The sequence below is a fragment of the Prescottella sp. GW823-FHT02E09 genome, assembly GCF_058797375.1.
Genome location: NZ_JBXAJP010000007.1, coordinates 204501 through 219653 on the forward strand (window position 1 = coordinate 204501; position 15153 = coordinate 219653).

Sequence of the window (15153 nt, forward strand, 5' to 3'; positions counted from 1 at the left end):
ATTCTCGGTGGGGTCCCGGTCACCGCTGCAGCGTCGTGCGCATCAGCAGGACGTTGTAGTTGGAGTGCACGGTGGTGAGGAAATAGAGGTCCGGGCCGGACGACCACGGGTGGATGTACGCGCCGTACATCGAGGCCAGTTCGCTGCCGTCCACGAGGATCTCCGCGGCGCCCCACGGTCCGGTGGGGGCAGGTGCGCGGCGCATCACGACGGAGTTCCGGTTGTCGGTGGTGAGCAGCACGTACTGCCCGAGGAACGAGTTGTACTGCACCGAGATCTCGCCGACGCCGCCGAAGACGACGGGCGCGGCCACGTCGGGGTTCTTCGGCACCCATTTGCCGCCGTCCCAGTACTCGTAGGCGCCGAGATCGCGGATCTGCTCCTCGGGGACCCGGGCGAGGTAGACGAGTCCACCCCGGCCGGCGGGCGTGCCGTACTGGTAGACGAAGCTGCCGTCCTTGACGAACGCACCCATCTGGAAGTTGGCGTTTCCGCCGACAGGGGGACGTCGGGTCTCGGGCGCCTCCGCCCAGTTCTCACCGTTGTCGGTCGAGAACGCGAGTTCGGAGTAGTTGGTCTTCCACCTGCCCGGCTCGTCCCACTGCTTCACCGACATGAGGCTCATGTACTGCACGCCGTCGGCGGCGACCCCGGCGGTCGGGATGCGGCTGATCTCGACGAACGGGATCTTCGGGCTCGGCACCAACTCCTTGGATTGGCCGAGGATGTCGCGCGGGGAACTGTCGAAGGTCATTCCGTCGGCGAGATCGCGGTCGCCGCTGCGGACGAGGATGTTGCTGCGCCAGGACCACAGGCTGCCTGCGAGCAGGTTCGGGACACCCAGCCCCGCCGTGTCGCCGAATGCGGTCAGTACCTGGCCGTTGCCGTTGTCCCACATGATGCCGAGGTCGGTACCGAGCACGTTGTAGTCCTGGGTGCGGTTGGCGCTGAGCAGGCCGGTGGCCTGCGCCACGGCTTGGCTGCGCCCGTGGAGTATCGGCAGCCCCGTCGTTCCGTTCAGTACCGGAATCGGATTCACCGTATTGGGATCGGCCGCGGCGGGGCTGGAGAATGGGACGAGAAGTGCGGTGGCGCAAAAAGCACACACGATGACGGCTCGAAATCGGGTTCGTCTCACGGGTGTTCCCATCTTCGGTGGAAATTTGCCCCTGCCTGGTGTTACGGCCCGGCCTCGGCTGCCGGGGTGCATCGGTGAGCGCGTAATACGCTAGCAGGAATGATCATTCCAGAAATGGGGAATTCGGTGTCCGGGTAAATGACGTGAGGCGATATCGCCATTGTCTGAATTGGAAAAGCTGTCGTGTATTTCAGGATTGTCGGGTGGTTCCGGAGCGGTGCGCACGGTGCCGCATCCGGCCCCGGGGGCCGGATGCAGGCCGATCGGTGGAGGACGACCGGCGACCCACCACGAGCAATTACAGGGACCCGAGTAACGCAACCTGCCGGTGGGGCGAAGTACCGTGTCGTGGGAGACGACGCCGCTTGGGCGTCGTCGCGTGGCGTTCTTCGTCGCGAGAGTACGCAGTAGAGGAGACCAAACATGGGTGCGCAGATCTCGAACTCCACCGAGGTCCGGCAGTCCGCCATCCTCGGTCTGGGTGTTTACCGCCCGCAGCGGGTCGTGAGCAACGAAGAGATCTGCGAACTGATCGACTCCACCGACGAGTGGATCCAGTCGCGCTCCGGCATCAAGAACCGGCGATTCGCCAACGAGGAGGAAAGCGTCCTCGCGATGGCGATCTCGTCCGGTCGCAAGGCGCTCGAGGCGAGCGGTCTCACCGGCGAGCAGATCGGCGCCGTCATCGTCGCGACCTCCACCTACCCGTCGCAGACGCCGCAGTGCTCCGCGATCGTCGCCGACGCCCTCGGCACGGGCGGCGCCGCGGCATTCGACGTCACGGCCGGCTGCGCGGGCTTCTGCTACGCGCTGTCCGTCGCGTCCGACATGGTCCGGATCGGCACCTCGCAGTACGTCCTCGTCATCGGCGTCGAGCGGATGTCCGACAGCACCGAGCCCACCGATCGTTCGGTGCGGTTCATCTTCGGTGACGGTGCGGGCGCGGTCGTCGTCGGTCCGAGTGACGTCGCGGGCATCGGCCCCGTCGTCTGGGGATCCGACGGATCGCAGTCTCAGGCCATCCGCCAGGAGCCGGACTGGCTCTCGTTCGCCAACGACCCGTCGCAGCGTCCGTGGATCAAGATGGAGGGCACCTCGGTGTTCCGCTGGGCCGCCTTCGAGATGGGCAAGGTTGCCGCGCAGGCACTCGAGCGGGCCGGTGTCGCGATGGAGGACCTGGGCGCGTTCATCCCGCACCAGGCGAACGGTCGCATCAACGAGGTCATCGCTCGCAGCATCAAGCTGCCGGAATCGGTGCCGGTGTCCGACGACATCGCCGAGACCGGCAACACCTCCGCGGCGTCGATTCCGCTGGCGATGGAGGAAGTGATCCGCACGGGCAAGGCGAAGCCGGGCGATCTGGCGTTGCTGGTCGGCTTCGGTGCCGGTCTGTCGTACGCGGGCCAGGTCGTCACCCTGCCGCCGCTCGCGGAGGACTGACGCTCCACGACCGTGACGGTGGGCCCGCTCGAACGAATCGAGTGGGCCCACCGCGTTTTCGGGGCCACTCGATTCGGCTCAGTGCTGTGCGAGGAACCCCTCGATCAGCGCCATTTCGTCTTCGTCGAGCGGACGGCGCAGGTGCGAGGTGTTCCGGGCCACCTGGGCGGGGGTGGAGCAGCCGATCAGCACCGACGCGACCTGTGGCTTGGCGTCCAGCCACGCGACGGCGATCTCGGACAGCCGGCGGTCGAGTTTGCTCGCGAGCGTGAGCAGTTCCTCGACGCGGGTCAGGGCCGCGTCGGTCGCGGTGGCGGCGAAGTACTCCGACTTGTCGAAGCGCGAGCCTGCCGGGAACTCCGTGTTCCGGCGGTACTTGCCGGTGAGCAGTCCGGCGGCCAACGGGTAGTACGGGATCACCGCGAGGTCGAGGTCCGTGCAGGACGGCACGATGGCGGTCTCCACCTTGCGCTCGAGCATGTTCCACTCGATCTGGGCGGCAACGAAGCGGGCGAGTCCATGTTCGCGGGAGGTGTCGACCGCGTCGGCGATGTTCTGTGCCGAGTTGTTGGAGCATGCGATGTAGCGGATCTTGCCGGCCTGGACCAGTTCGTCGAGCGCGCCCAGGGTGTCCTCGATCGGGACGGTCGGGTCGGGCATGTGCTGGTAGTAGAGGTCGATGTGGTCCATCCCGAGTCGGCGCAGGCTGGCCTCGCAGGCGCGTCGGACGTAGTCGGGGGAGGAGCCGCGGTCCTCCTCGCTCATCGGTCCGCCGAACTTGGTCGCGATGACGGCCTGGTCGCGACGGTTGCCGAGCGCGGCGCCGAGGAACTTCTCGGACTCGCCCGCTGAGTAGATGTCCGCGGTGTCGAAGAACGTGATGCCGTGTTCGAAGGCGGCGTCGACGACGGCCTGAGATGCGGACGCGTCGGTCCGGAATCCGAAGTTGTTGCAGCCCAACGACACCGTCGAGACGACGAGGTCGGTTCCGGGAAGGGTCACGTACTGCATGTTTGTGGACATCGAACTCCTGACACTGGCAACCGAGCGGGCGGTGAGCGGCCCGGTGCGGACACTACGCCCGGTTCCGGCAACCGCGCGAGGCCGAATTCCGGTGTGTGGTAACAGGCGGCAGGCCGATTTTCCGTGCCGTCTAGGATCTTCCCTGCGAACATATGTACGAGAGAAGAGGATCCGAGTCGCCCGTGAGTGCAGTGAGAATCGACGAGTCATGGACGGCCGCATCCGCTGCTGTCGCGCCTGAACAATCCTCCGAGACAGCTGAACCGGCAGCGCCCGAGCGCGTGTTCGGTGCGGCGACCGGTGCCGGGCTTCGTGGAGCGACGTCGTGAAGCGGGCCTTCGCGCGCGCGTCCGGCCCCGTGCGCCGGGCACTCGCCGTGGGGGCGTCGGTCTTCTTCGCGGTGATCATGGCCGTCGGGTACGTCCTGGTCGACGAGTGGTTGAGTGTCGATCGCCCGGAGTCGGGTTCGCCGAAGGACACTGTCGCCGTCGGTGAACTCGCCGAGCTGCTCGCGCAGGTGACCGTCGCTCCCGAGTTGCCGATGGCGGGGTACAGCCGGGAAGAGTTTCCGCACTGGGATTCGAACCGGCCCGAACACGGCTTCGGACCCGAGTTCGAGCAGTACAGCCGGTGCACGACGCGGGACGTGATGATGTTGCGCGACGCGGAAGGCTCGGTACGGCTCGATGCGAAGAGCTGTGAGCTGTCGATCGGTTCCGACGGCGGGTGGCGGGACGAGTACGGATTTCTCGATCGCAAGACCGGTGAACTGAAGCCGTACAGGTGGATGACCGAGTCCTCGGCGGTCGATGCCGAGCACATCGTCGCGTTGGCGGAGGCGTGGCGTTCGGGCGCTGCGACCAGCGACGAGGACACCCGTCGCCGCATCGCCAACGACGCGATCAACCTTGCCGCATCCGATCCGTCGGCCAACCGGTCGAAGGGCGATCAGGACGCGGCGAACTACCTGCCGCCGGGGAAGTTCCGCTGCTCGTACGTCGATCGATACCTGCAGATCAAGGTAAAGTACGGGCTGGCCGTCGACACTGCCGAGCAGGCCGCACTGCGCACCGCCGTCGATGACTGTGTCCGTCAAGGAGGGTCCGTATAAGCGACATCGTCGAGATCTCCGTGAGCGCCGCCGTCATGACCGAGGAGGAAGGGACGGTGTCCGGCGCTCTCGATGTCATGGTCGACGGACAGGGCCGGGGGCTCGTCCGCTACCGCGACACCGAAACGTGGTTCACGATCGGCAACCTCGATGACGAGCCGCCGGCCACGTGGGAGTCGGTCAGCGACCTCGCGACCGCGATCGTGGCCGGAGTCGGGGCGCGCGACGCCGCCGGCAATGTGATTCCGTTCGAAGCGTGACCGTGTCCGCGCCGCTGTCAGATGCCGACGGCGCTCTCGAGGGCGGCCAGTTCGTGGTCGAGGTGCGCGAGGATCGGTTCGAGATGCGGTACCGCGCGGCGGCACCCGGTGAGGCCGAACGCGATCGACTCCTCGGTGCTGGTGCACGTGATGTTGAGTGCCTGGCCGTCGAGCGGGATCGACAGGGGGTACAGCGCGTCGAGGCGGGCGCCGTTCCAGTACAGCGGCGCGTTGGGACCCGGCACGTTGGAGATGACGATGTTGTAGGGCGGACGGACGGGACCGTGGTGTCCCAACAGCATGTCCAGGGCCAGCGGTGCGGAGCCGAGCGCGCTCATCGCCACGATCTGGGCGGTGCTCATTCCGCGCAGCGCCGCCTTGCCCTCGGACATGGACCGGTGCACGCGCGCGAGTCGGGCGCCGGCATCGGGGAGGTCGGTGCCGAGGTTGCACATGAGCGTGCCGATCTCGTTGCCGCTCTTGTCGTTCGAATCGACGATCGACTCGGGACGCTCCCGCGGGTCGCGCAGCGACACCGGGACCATCGCGATCAGCGAGGCGTCGGGGAGCATGCCTCTCTCCGTCAGGTGGCTGCGTAGCGCACCGGAGCACATGGCCAGCACGACGTCGTTGATCGTGGCGTCGGCGTACTTGGCGACGAGTCGGAGGTGGTCGAGTGACCAACTGCGCGCGGCGAATTGGCGAGCACCGGTGATCGGTACGTTCAGGGCGGAGTGCGGCGCGGCGAACGACACCGGCCCGCCCTGACGCCGCAGCGCGCGCAGGACCGTTCCGGTCAGCGCGGGGACAAGGCCGGTGGCTTCCCCGAGGACGTCGACGGCGGTGCGAACGGCCGCGAGGGGGACGTCGACGAGAGCGGGGTCGCGGGTGGGGAAGTCGCTCCGGATGCGGGGTTCCCACGGTGCGGGCATGTCGCGCTTGTCGGCGTCGATACTGAGCGAGCGGCGCAGCAACCGCATCGCGCCCACGCCGTCGGTGACGCTGTGGTGGATCTTGGTGTAGACGCCGTAGCGGCCGTCGGCGAGGCCTTCGATCAGGTGCATCTCCCACAACGGCCGATTGCGGTCCAGCAGCGTCCCGTGCAGGCGTGCCACCAGCGCCGACAACTCGCGCATCCCGCCGGGCCGCGCGAGCGCGTCGTGCCGGATGTGGTGTCCGATGTCGAACTGGGCATCGGGCTCCCAACTCCACTGTCCCAGTGACGAAACGGACCTTCGGGGGCGACGACGCAGCATCGGGGTGACCTCGTTGCGCGCGACCGAGTCGTCGAGCATCGCCCGGACGTCGTGGGACTCGGCGCCGTCGGGTGGCTGGAGCAACACCAGTCCGCCGACGTGCATGGGATGTTCGCGCGATTCACCGAGCAGGAAGACCGAGTCGGCCGGGGACATGGGAAGCGGCATCCAGAGCACCCTTCGTAGGTGGTTGCCCACGGGACCCCGGGGCGTCGTGTGCTGCAGATCACGAATGTGCTGTCAGTTGTACTGGATCGACGACGCCTGCGCTACCTGTGCGAATGTCCAGGTGAATGTGTGTTTTTGGGCTATTGTCCGGTGCCGGAGTCGAATTGTCCGGTAGATCCCTGATTCAGCATCGAAGGATGCCGCCCTTGCCGGATTCCGGTGCGCGAAAACCACTCTCGCCCCGCACCAGCTCGAGTGGACGTCGGCCCGAGTGCGTCACGTGACCGGGCTCGCCAGGTCAGTGCCGTGAATCGCGTGGATGCTCCGCGTCCTCGGCGTCGAGGTCGGCGGGATTCCAGTCGAGCGTCGACCCGAGCTCCTCGCGGTCGGCACGACGGATCGACCGTCCCATCAGGACGGCCGCCCCGCAAGCGAGCACTATCCACCCGCCCAACACGACCCACAGCCACAACATGTTTATTTTTCTAGCATCGGAGCCTGTGAAAAAACCAAGGTTGGGCTGAGAGTCAGCTCACGTCCCCGACAGGACTCCGACCTCGGCCCGGAAGCGGGTGCGTGCGTCGTGGACGGTGAGGACGGGGATCTCCAGGGCTCGTACCTGCACCAGCAGGGCTGCCTGGGCCGCCGTGCAGATGCCGTCGAGGATGTCGTCGTCGACCACGGCGTAGCCGATGCTGCCGTCCAGGGTCTCCGCGCTGCGGTGGCCGAGGATGGCGGCCAGCGTCCGCGCGTCCTCGAGCGCGGCCGAACTTCCGATGAACACGACGTCACCCGTGACGATCGCGGCGGTTGCCGGATTCGCGAGCTCGTTGTTCATGTGACTCCTTTGCGGCTTGTGGCGACGCGGTGCCGTGCACCAGGTGAGGTGCTCGGCGGAGACTGCCCGGCGGATCCGAGGGGTTCGTTGCCCTCGTGGTCCACGGGCCCGGTGTGATCCGGGCCAGGGCAGGGGTGCGTCGACATGCTTCGACCGCGCGCACGCACGGTTGGGCTCTCGCATCATATGGTGCTCGGTGCATCCGGGTAGGACGAGGCGACACTGCATCGGTCAAGGTCACAACCGTCGAACCGAGTCGTCGGGGCTATACGAGGGCGGGATCCGCGGCGGCGACTGTGCGCGTCTTGCGGCGTCGGGCGGTGAGCAGTCGCTGCGCAGCGGAGTCGAGCAGGTATCCGAGTACACCGATCACGAGGATGACGGCCATCACCTGGTCGTACGCGAGTTGGTCGCGAGCATTGAGGATCTGGTATCCGAGGCCCGACTGCACGCCCAGCATCTCGGCGGGCACCAGCACCACCCATGCGATCCCGAGCGCGACGCGCAGGCCGGTCTGCAGGTGGCCGCGGATTGCGGGCAGGATGACTGCGGTGAGCCGCTCGGTGCGGGTCGCCCCCATCGAGCGGGCGACCAGCAGGTGGCCGGGATCGATCGCGTGGACGCCGGCCGCAGTGTTGATCACGATCGGCCAGACCGCGGCAGCGGCGATGAGGAAGAACACCGGACGATGTCCGATTCCGAACAGCGCGACCGCGATCGGTGCCCACGACAGCGGCGAGATCATCCGCAGGAACTGCGTCACCGGTCGGACCGCGCGGTCGACCGTCGGGTTGAGCCCGATCAGCAGACCCAGCGGGATACCGATGACGGACGCGACGAGCAGACCCACCAGTAGCCGCCACATGCTGGCCGCGACGTCGGGGAGCAGGACGCCGCGCTCGATCAACCCGGTGAGTGCCGGGAACACCTCCTGCGGCGCGAACTCGCGGATGAGGGAGTCCGGGGCCGCGAGGATCGTGGTCGCGAACCACCACAGCACGACGGCGACAGCGATCGCGGTCAGGGGCGGCCACCATGTCGACCATCGGGTACGGGAGGGCGGCTGACTGCTCACGTGGGATCCACTTCCTCGGTTCGGGTCAGGTCGGCGAGCAGTCCGAACGCGGCCGGTCCGCCGCCGCGGTACAGCGATTCGCGGACGAATCGGTCGTCCACGAGGTCGGCGTGTACGGCTCCGGGGTCGAGCCGGGACAGGAACCGTCGGTCGCCGTCGACCTCGGTCTCGTGCATCGCCTCGACGAGCGCCTGCGTGAAGCTGGGGAACGGGAACGGCTGGTATCCGATCCGCTGGGGTTGCCAGTCGTGATGCGCGATGCGGTAGCCATCGGCCGGGTAGGTGAGTGCCTTCGTGATCGCCGGGAGAGGTTGGGGCAGGTAGCGCCCGGACTTCAGCATCTCCGCGGCCTGCGTGCGGTCGGTGTCGATCCGCAGCTGCGCGGCGGTCACCGAGTCGGTGAGCTTCTGCACGCCTGCGGGGTTACGGTCGATGACGTCCTCGTGGACGAGGAGCGCGCAGCAGGCGTGGTCCCGCCAGACGTCGCCGAGGAATCGGTGGATCCGGCCGACGCCCCTGATTTCCGCCGCGGCGTTGAACGGGTCGGCGACGGTGTAGCCGCCGATCGCACCGTTCGCCAGTGCCGGCAGCATGTCGGACGGACTCATCACCACCAGACCGACCGTGTTCGCGGACTTCGACGGCGCGGTCCGCACCACGGGCCGGAGGCCGTTGGCGCGCAGCAGCTTCTGCACGACGATGTTGTGGATGGACCACCAGAACGGGATCGCCACCTGCCGTCCGGCGAGTTGTCCGAGGTCGGTGACGTCCGGTGCGACGGTCAGCGCTGAGCCGTTGGTGTGGTTCCACCCGAGCACTCGCGCCGCCCCGCCGAGCGAGTAGCGCAGTTGCACCGCCATCGGCATCAACAGGTGCACCACGTCGACGTGTCGGCTCATGAACGCCTCGGCGAGGCTGGACCAGCTCCGGAACATCACCGGCTGGGTGGTACTCATCGGAGCGCCGTCGAACAGTCCGGTGTGGTGAGCGATCAGCAGCGGCGCCGCATCGGTGATCGGCAGATAGCCCACACGCAGCTGATCGCTCGTGTTCGTGCGGTCGGTTCCCGCCGTCCGCGCCAGGTCGACGATGCCGGCGAGGCCGCCCGCCGCGGCGAGCCCGGTCGCTCCCCGCAGCAGCGTGCGGCGGCTGAGAAGTCCTCCGCTCATGGTCAGGGTGTCCCGACCAGGGCGGACGTGCGATACGCGGACAGGATGTCGGCCCGCAGTGCATCGTCGGCTGTGCTTGTCGCGCAGTCCCATTCGCGTCGAACGGTGCCGCCCTCGCCGATCAGGACGATGCGGTGGCCGAGCACGATGGCCTCGTCGATGTCGTGCGTGACGAGCACCGTCGTGCACCCGAGGTCTTCGGCGACGCCGGCCAGCCAGCGCTGCAGATCACCGCGGATCGCGGGATCGAGCGCGCTGAACGGCTCGTCCAGCAGCAGCAGTTGCGGCCGGATGGACACCGCGCGGATCACCGAGACACGTTGCGCCTGACCGCCCGAGAGCTCGTCGGGGTACGAGTCGGCCACCTCGGCGAGGCCGAACCGTTCGAGGAGGCCGTCGGCGTACGACGGGTCGAACGCGTCCCGGTTCGCGGCGAACCGGTCGCCCAGACGCACGTTCTCGCGCACCGTCAGCCACGGCATGAGCAGCGGCTTCTGGAACACCACCCCGGTGCGGGGCCGCCCATCGCCGCTCACACCGTCCCAATCGACGGTGCCGGCGTCGAGATGGTCGAGTCCCGCGATGATCCGGAGCAGCGTCGACTTGCCGCTGCCGCTGCTGCCGACGATCGCGAGCATCTCGCCGTGCGCCACATCCAGGTCGACGCCGTCGAGGATCGGGCGGCGTCGACCGCTGAAGCTCTTGTAGCCCTTGCTTACCGAGACCGCGCGAGTTCCCACCGCAGTTGTCCTTCCGATGGGGACTGGATGGGCAGGAAGGCGGCCTCGCGGAATCGGCGGTTGGTCGGGTGCTGTGCCGCGTATCCGGCACCGCCCCGGAGGGTGGCCTCGAGCCGGGTCGCGGCCACCGCGACGTGAGAGCCGTCCAGCCGGAGCTGGATCAGCTCGCGCACGGGCACCTCGTCGATGCGGGAGGCGAAGTCGTGCAACCGGGTTCGCAACGATTCGTACTCGGCCACGAGTGCCGTGTACTCGTCCACGAACTCCTCGCCGAGACCGGTGAGCAGTGCGCCCGCCTCGGTGAGCGACGTGCCGGCGATGCCGCTGCAGAAGGACGTCTGGAGCGTGAGGAAGGTCGGCCGGATGTCCCGGCAGAACACACCGAGGTCCGTGCTGATGATCTGCGCCTCGGGCACGTACACGCGGTCCAGGACGAGGGAGGTGGACGATGTCGCCCCCAGGGCGAGGAGTTCCGGTGCGGGGTTGATGCGGACCCCCGACGAGTCAGCATCGATCACCGCGACGCAGGTGGAACCGTCCTCGCCCCGGGCGGGCAGCACGATGACCGCTTCCTCGAATACGTTGGACGCCCAGCGGATCGGGCCGCTGATCTCGATACCGCCGTCCGTGCCCCCGACGGGTGTCGCGATCAGTGGCACCTCGCCCAGCCCGGCCGCCTGTCGGAGTCCGGCCGCCATCGCGGTGACTCCGATGGTGGCGCCGGACGCCAGTCGCGTCCGGTAGGCGGCGCGCACGCTCTCGGGACCACGGTCCACGTACTCGAGCGCCATACGGTGAGCCCACACGCCGAATCCCGCGCTGAGACTCTCCGCCGAGACGTCCTCGATGACCGCGACCATGTCCGTGAGCGGGCTGCCGTCGAAGCCGAACTCGAGCAGGCCCAGTGAACCGAGTAGGCGCACGTCCTCCCTGGTGTCGGTCTCGCACCGGTCGAGTCGGGTCGCCCGATCTCGAACGAAGGCGCGAGCCTGTTCTTGCTCTTGGGATTTCGTTGCATCGATGGTCGCGATCATGATTGTTCTACCGTTCGGTGTCGAGCTCGTGCAGGCGGCTGACGGGAGTGCTGACGACCTCGCGGGCGCGACGGACGGCGGCCTCGTCGGGAGCGTCGTAGAAGCACAGGCACTTGGCGGTGTCCTCGCGGACGTAGGTGCGCAGGAAGCTGACCTCGGGGATGTCCGCGTACAGCGGCGACTTCTCCTTCTTGCGGGTCAGGTAGGTTTCCATGTCGATCTCGGCCGGGATGTCCCACTCCACCAGGTAGCCGGCCTCGGGCCGGGCTGCCTTGATCTGCTCGATGTCGGCGCCCACGATCCGAACCTGGTGCGGCCCATCGAGTTCGGCGGCCTGTAGGGCGTCGGCCTCGATCAGCGGTGCCGCGCAGCCGTCGAACTCGGTGATCGCGAAGATGCGCTCGCCGCCCTTGGTCACCTGGGTCTCGATCAGCTCGCCGCCCGCGGCGACGGTGCTGGCGTCGAACTCCTTGATGACCTGGTCGAGCTGATCGCGACGCTCCGTGCTGGGCGCGATCTCGTACAGGTACAGGGTCTTCGAAGACATGACGGAACCTTCCGGGAGTGGTGGGTGGACACCGCCCAGCGCCCACGCCGAGTGCCGCCGGAGTGGCGGAGGCAGTGGTCTACGAGGGGACGCAGGCACGTCCGGCGTGCGTGCGGTGGGGAGGCGGGTCCGGGGTCGCTGGGATCAGCGCATCATGGGACGACGACACGCAGCGCCGGCGACCCGCACCAGATCAAGGTGCAGGCGGCGGGTCAGGAAACTGCGGGTCACGCGCAGCAGTCTATTCATAGACAGAACTGTCTGTCTACTCCTCGGCGGGCCGCACGGCGTGATCGCTACGCTGTGCTGGTGCCCCAACCCCTCCAACTGCGGAATCCGAAGGCGTCGCCTGCGGAGCGACTCCTCGCGACCGCGACCGAACTGTTCGCCGCCAACGGGATCCGCGCCGTCGGGATCGATCGCATCCTCGCCGAGTCGGGTGTGGCCAAGGCCAGCCTGTACTCGACGTACGGGTCCAAGGACGGGTTGGTGCAGGCGTACCTCGAGGCGCTGGACGTACGGGACCGGACCCGCTGGGCGGAGGCCGTCGAGTCGATCGCGTCGCCGATCGACCGCATCTACGCGTTCTTCGACCTCGCGGCCGGGTCGGCGCCGGTGCGGAACTTCCGCGGCTGCCAGTACCTCAATGCCGCCACCGAGTTCCCGGGCGACGAGGTCCCCATGCTCGCCCCGGTCCGCGCCCATCGGGTGTGGGTGTCGGATCGGCTGTCGGATTTGCTCGCCGAGGCCGGATTCGACGATGTGGCCGCGATGTCGGCGCGCGTCCAACTGATCTACGACGGTGCACTCGCCGGGTCCAAGTTCACCCACTCCGAGGAGCCCATCCACCTCGGGCGCCGGATGGTCGCGGAGTTGTTGGGGCGGTGAGGGACCCCGAGGCCCTCAGGCGTCGGCCGCGTGGATCTCGTAGTCCCCGGTGACGCATCCGGTCAGCAGCGTGCCGCGGCCGAGTGGCGTCATCGCGATGTCGTCGATCCCGAACGTATCCACGATCGATGCGCCGGTACCGACCGAGTGGGGGAACCAGACCTCGAGTCGACAGCTGCCGTCGCCGGCGCGGCCGGTCAACTCCAACCGGTCCCCGTCCGCCGCGAGATGCGTGATCCGTCCGGGCGCGAAGCGCGGGTAGGCGCGGGTGAGCTGGTCCAGCAGTGCGGTGTTCGGTGGTGCGTCGGCCCCGGTGCTGCACACGATCGGGACGAGTCCGTCGCCCAGTTCCTGGATGCCGTTCTGCGGGTCCCCGCACGACTGCTTCCACACCCAGTACGCGCCGCCCTGCACGTGCGCGTCCTGTTCCCTCGCGAAGCGGGTCGCCTTGTCGACGAGCCCGTCGCCCCAGTAACCGTACTCGCCGCTCCAAACCGGGACGCCGTACTTGTCCGCGACCCGCTCGGCGAGGGTGAAGCCCCGTTCGATGCCGACGATCACCGGCAGGCCGAGCGAGGCGTCCATCGTGATCGACTCCGCGTACAGGTGCGGGGAGAAGACGATGTTGCGGTCGTCGGTGAAGTCGGCCGGGGGCCCGCTGTCGAAGCCCAGACCCGACCACAGGATGCTCGGCTCGAAGTAGACGATCTGCTCGGCGCCGGCCGCTCGGATGGCGTCGATGGCCCGGTCGTAGAAGCGGCCCAGCAGCAGCGACGAGGTGAGTGGTGCGGACTCACCGAAGTTCGGCTCGTTCAGCAGGTCGTATCCGGCCACGGCGGGTTCGTCCTTGAACTCGCCCGCGAGCATCGCCCACGCCCGCACCAGGTGCTCCTGCACGTCGTCGGTGTCGTAGTAGAAGTTGTCGAAGGCGCGGCCACCCGCCGGCGAGATGTCGCGGCCGGTGAACTGGCAGCGCGGTGCACCGTCGGTGATCGTCGCCCACTCGGGTGCACCGTCGTAACCCCACATGGGCGAGGTGCCGGGCCGGCAGTCGACGTCGTCCGGTGACGGGGCCGCCGACCAGCCGTCCTGGTGCATGTCGAGCACGGTGTAGACGCCGTGCGCCTTGGCCTGCGCGACGGCGGTCCGGATCTGCTCGACGTAGGCCTCGTCGTAGCGTCCGCGTTCCGGTTCGAGGGCCGACCACGACAATGCCAGACGGACCACGTTGAACCCGTGGTCGGCGATGCCGGCGAAGTCCGCTTCGGTCAGCGGCAGGGTCGACGGGACCTCGGGCCGTGGCGCGTAGAAGTCGACGAGCTGGTTGACGTTGACACCGCGCAGCAGCACCTCGCGGCCGGCGGAATCCGCGATCACCTCACCCGAGACACGCAGGGGGAGAAGCCCCCCGGTGTCGGCAGCCTGCATTGCCGCGGGGGAGGTCACCGGAGCCGGCGCGGCGTCGGGCCGGGTGAGGAGCGGAACCGTGATCGCGACGGCGAGCAACGCGACGGCACCGACCCGCACCGCGGAGCGGGGGATCGGCACCGGCTGCTCCCGGCGGCGGTACGACCAGAGCGCGGCGAGCCCGACGATCCAACCGGTGCAGGCGCCGTAGGAGAGGCCGTCGGCGAACCGGATGTATCCGGACATCAACGGCCACAGGTCACCGGCGAATCCGTCATCGGAGAACAGGCCGACGATCGTCGCGGTGAGTGCGAGTACGGCGCCCGCCCCCATCGCTGCGAACCACCCGGCGAGGAAGGCCGCGACGGCGCCCCCGGACATCCGGCGGCCGAGCACCCGATGGCAGGCGATCGCACCGAGCACGAGGACGGCGACGCCGCCTACGGTCGCGATCGCGCCGTTCGCCGGGTTCGGTGCCGGCATCCACCGGTCGTAGGGCGCTCCCGACCACCACTGTCCGGCCAGTACGGGGGCCACCGCTCCGAAGGCGAGTGCTCCGATCCACACCCGGGGTGCGGCGGCGGGTACGTCGGGGACCACCCGCTTGCGTCCGGCCACCGCGACGACGCCGGCGACGATCAGTGCCGCCGGTAGCGCCTTGGCCACGGCGAAACCCGCGCCCCACGCGGCGGTTCCGATGTCGCGCACCGCCACCAGCGACATGGCGAACTTCGCCAGCATCACCGCGAGCACGACACCCGACGTGGCGGCAGCGAACAGCCAGCGTGAAGCCGCGGTCGAGCGCACCGTCCACCACGTGACCCCCAGCAGAACCGGCAGATAGACGACGAACGGCGCGATCTGCCACGGTGCACGGACCGGCCACAGGTCGGCTCCGGTCCACCCGACCAGGCTCAGCAGCCCGCTCGGGTCCGCGGCGGCCTGGACGACGACCAGCAGGCCCAGGGTGAGACTGGCGAGCCAGGCGAGTCGCTGTGGGGGCACCGGTACATCCGTTCGATCGGGGGACGACGGGCCAGCCTAGATGCCGCCGCAGCC

General features: G+C 68.4%; 15 protein-coding genes. 4 read left to right on the forward strand and 11 right to left on the reverse strand.

The features are described 5' to 3' along the window. Positions 1-19: 19 nt before the first annotated feature. On the reverse strand, positions 20-1150 hold the full coding sequence (locus tag AC1RIF_RS19210; RefSeq protein ID WP_492602959.1) for a glycoside hydrolase family 183 protein: 1131 nt from the start codon (positions 1148-1150) through the stop codon (positions 20-22). Positions 1151-1561: 411 nt separating this feature from the next. Between AC1RIF_RS19210 and AC1RIF_RS19215 the strand changes: the two genes are divergently transcribed. After that, positions 1562-2578, forward strand: a complete 1017-nt coding sequence (locus AC1RIF_RS19215; protein WP_492602960.1) for a beta-ketoacyl-ACP synthase III — start codon at positions 1562-1564, stop codon at positions 2576-2578. Positions 2579-2656: 78 nt separating this feature from the next. Here the strand turns inward: AC1RIF_RS19215 and AC1RIF_RS19220 are convergent, their stop codons facing one another. Next, the gene (locus AC1RIF_RS19220) at positions 2657-3601 is read right to left on the reverse strand and encodes an aldo/keto reductase (protein WP_492602961.1); all 945 of its coding nucleotides are present in this window, start codon (positions 3599-3601) and stop codon (positions 2657-2659) included. A gap of 325 nt (positions 3602-3926) precedes the next feature. Between AC1RIF_RS19220 and AC1RIF_RS19225 the strand changes: the two genes are divergently transcribed. Both AC1RIF_RS19225 and AC1RIF_RS19230 read left to right on the forward strand, forming a co-directional pair. Further along, positions 3927-4712 carry an HNH endonuclease family protein gene (locus tag AC1RIF_RS19225; protein ID WP_492602962.1) on the forward strand — a complete coding sequence of 262 codons (786 nt, stop codon included), beginning with the start codon at positions 3927-3929 and terminating at the stop codon, positions 4710-4712. Between the two features lie 20 nt (positions 4713-4732). Beyond that, entirely contained in the window at positions 4733-4972 is a 240-nt protein-coding gene (locus AC1RIF_RS19230; RefSeq protein ID WP_492602963.1) for a hypothetical protein, read from the forward strand. A 17-nt stretch (positions 4973-4989) separates the two neighbouring features. On the opposite strand, the gene AC1RIF_RS19235 is transcribed toward AC1RIF_RS19230, so the two are convergent. From AC1RIF_RS19235 to AC1RIF_RS19270, 8 genes are all read right to left on the reverse strand, one after another. Further along, positions 4990-6396, reverse strand: coding sequence for a WS/DGAT/MGAT family O-acyltransferase (locus AC1RIF_RS19235; RefSeq protein WP_492602964.1), 1407 nt, complete (start codon positions 6394-6396; stop codon positions 4990-4992). A gap of 298 nt (positions 6397-6694) precedes the next feature. Continuing rightward, a complete protein-coding gene (locus AC1RIF_RS19240; protein WP_492602965.1) occupies positions 6695-6871 on the reverse strand; it encodes a hypothetical protein in 177 nt (58 codons plus the stop codon). A gap of 57 nt (positions 6872-6928) precedes the next feature. Then, the gene (locus AC1RIF_RS19245; RefSeq protein WP_492602966.1) at positions 6929-7234 is read right to left on the reverse strand and encodes a hypothetical protein; all 306 of its coding nucleotides are present in this window, start codon (positions 7232-7234) and stop codon (positions 6929-6931) included. 265 nt (positions 7235-7499) lie between these two features. Further along, entirely contained in the window at positions 7500-8309 is an 810-nt protein-coding gene (locus AC1RIF_RS19250; RefSeq protein ID WP_492602967.1) for an ABC transporter permease, read from the reverse strand. Beyond that, on the reverse strand, positions 8306-9478 hold the full coding sequence (locus AC1RIF_RS19255; protein WP_492602968.1) for an ABC transporter substrate-binding protein: 1173 nt from the start codon (positions 9476-9478) through the stop codon (positions 8306-8308). Before AC1RIF_RS19255 ends, AC1RIF_RS19250 begins: the two co-directional genes overlap by 4 nt. Positions 9479-9480: 2 nt before the next feature. Continuing rightward, positions 9481-10218 (reverse strand): ABC transporter ATP-binding protein, encoded by a 738-nt coding sequence (locus AC1RIF_RS19260; protein ID WP_492602969.1) that lies wholly within the window; start codon positions 10216-10218, stop codon positions 9481-9483. Next, entirely contained in the window at positions 10194-11252 is a 1059-nt protein-coding gene (locus AC1RIF_RS19265; RefSeq protein WP_492602970.1) for an acyl-CoA dehydrogenase family protein, read from the reverse strand. Before AC1RIF_RS19265 ends, AC1RIF_RS19260 begins: the two co-directional genes overlap by 25 nt. A 7-nt stretch (positions 11253-11259) precedes the next feature. Then, on the reverse strand, positions 11260-11799 hold the full coding sequence (locus tag AC1RIF_RS19270) for a DUF4242 domain-containing protein (RefSeq protein ID WP_492602971.1): 540 nt from the start codon (positions 11797-11799) through the stop codon (positions 11260-11262). A gap of 309 nt (positions 11800-12108) precedes the next feature. Here AC1RIF_RS19270 and AC1RIF_RS19275 point away from each other — a divergent pair, with 309 nt between their 5' ends. Next, the gene (locus AC1RIF_RS19275; RefSeq protein ID WP_492602972.1) at positions 12109-12687 is read left to right on the forward strand and encodes a TetR/AcrR family transcriptional regulator; all 579 of its coding nucleotides are present in this window, start codon (positions 12109-12111) and stop codon (positions 12685-12687) included. Positions 12688-12702: 15 nt separating this feature from the next. Here AC1RIF_RS19275 and AC1RIF_RS19280 read toward each other — a convergent pair whose 3' ends face one another. After that, positions 12703-15099, reverse strand: coding sequence for a cellulase family glycosylhydrolase (locus tag AC1RIF_RS19280; protein ID WP_492602973.1), 2397 nt, complete (start codon positions 15097-15099; stop codon positions 12703-12705). Between the last annotated feature and the right edge of the window lie 54 nt (positions 15100-15153).

What these genes read in the sequence shown, in the direction of transcription:
- AC1RIF_RS19240 (WP_492602965.1), bottom strand. Translation starts at nt 6,871, where the DNA reads ATGTTGTGGCTGTGGGTCGTGTTGGGCGGGTGGATAGTGCTCGCTTGC.
- AC1RIF_RS19235 (WP_492602964.1), bottom strand. Translation starts at nt 6,396, where the DNA reads ATGCCGCTTCCCATGTCCCCGGCCGACTCGGTCTTCCTGCTCGGTGAA.
- AC1RIF_RS19245 (WP_492602966.1), bottom strand. Translation starts at nt 7,234, where the DNA reads ATGAACAACGAGCTCGCGAATCCGGCAACCGCCGCGATCGTCACGGGT.
- AC1RIF_RS19255 (WP_492602968.1), bottom strand. Translation starts at nt 9,478, where the DNA reads ATGAGCGGAGGACTTCTCAGCCGCCGCACGCTGCTGCGGGGAGCGACC.
- AC1RIF_RS19215 (WP_492602960.1), top strand. Translation starts at nt 1,562, where the DNA reads ATGGGTGCGCAGATCTCGAACTCCACCGAGGTCCGGCAGTCCGCCATC.
- AC1RIF_RS19270 (WP_492602971.1), bottom strand. Translation starts at nt 11,799, where the DNA reads ATGTCTTCGAAGACCCTGTACCTGTACGAGATCGCGCCCAGCACGGAG.
- AC1RIF_RS19210 (WP_492602959.1), bottom strand. Translation starts at nt 1,150, where the DNA reads ATGGGAACACCCGTGAGACGAACCCGATTTCGAGCCGTCATCGTGTGT.
- AC1RIF_RS19220 (WP_492602961.1), bottom strand. Translation starts at nt 3,601, where the DNA reads ATGTCCACAAACATGCAGTACGTGACCCTTCCCGGAACCGACCTCGTC.
- AC1RIF_RS19265 (WP_492602970.1), bottom strand. Translation starts at nt 11,252, where the DNA reads ATGATCGCGACCATCGATGCAACGAAATCCCAAGAGCAAGAACAGGCT.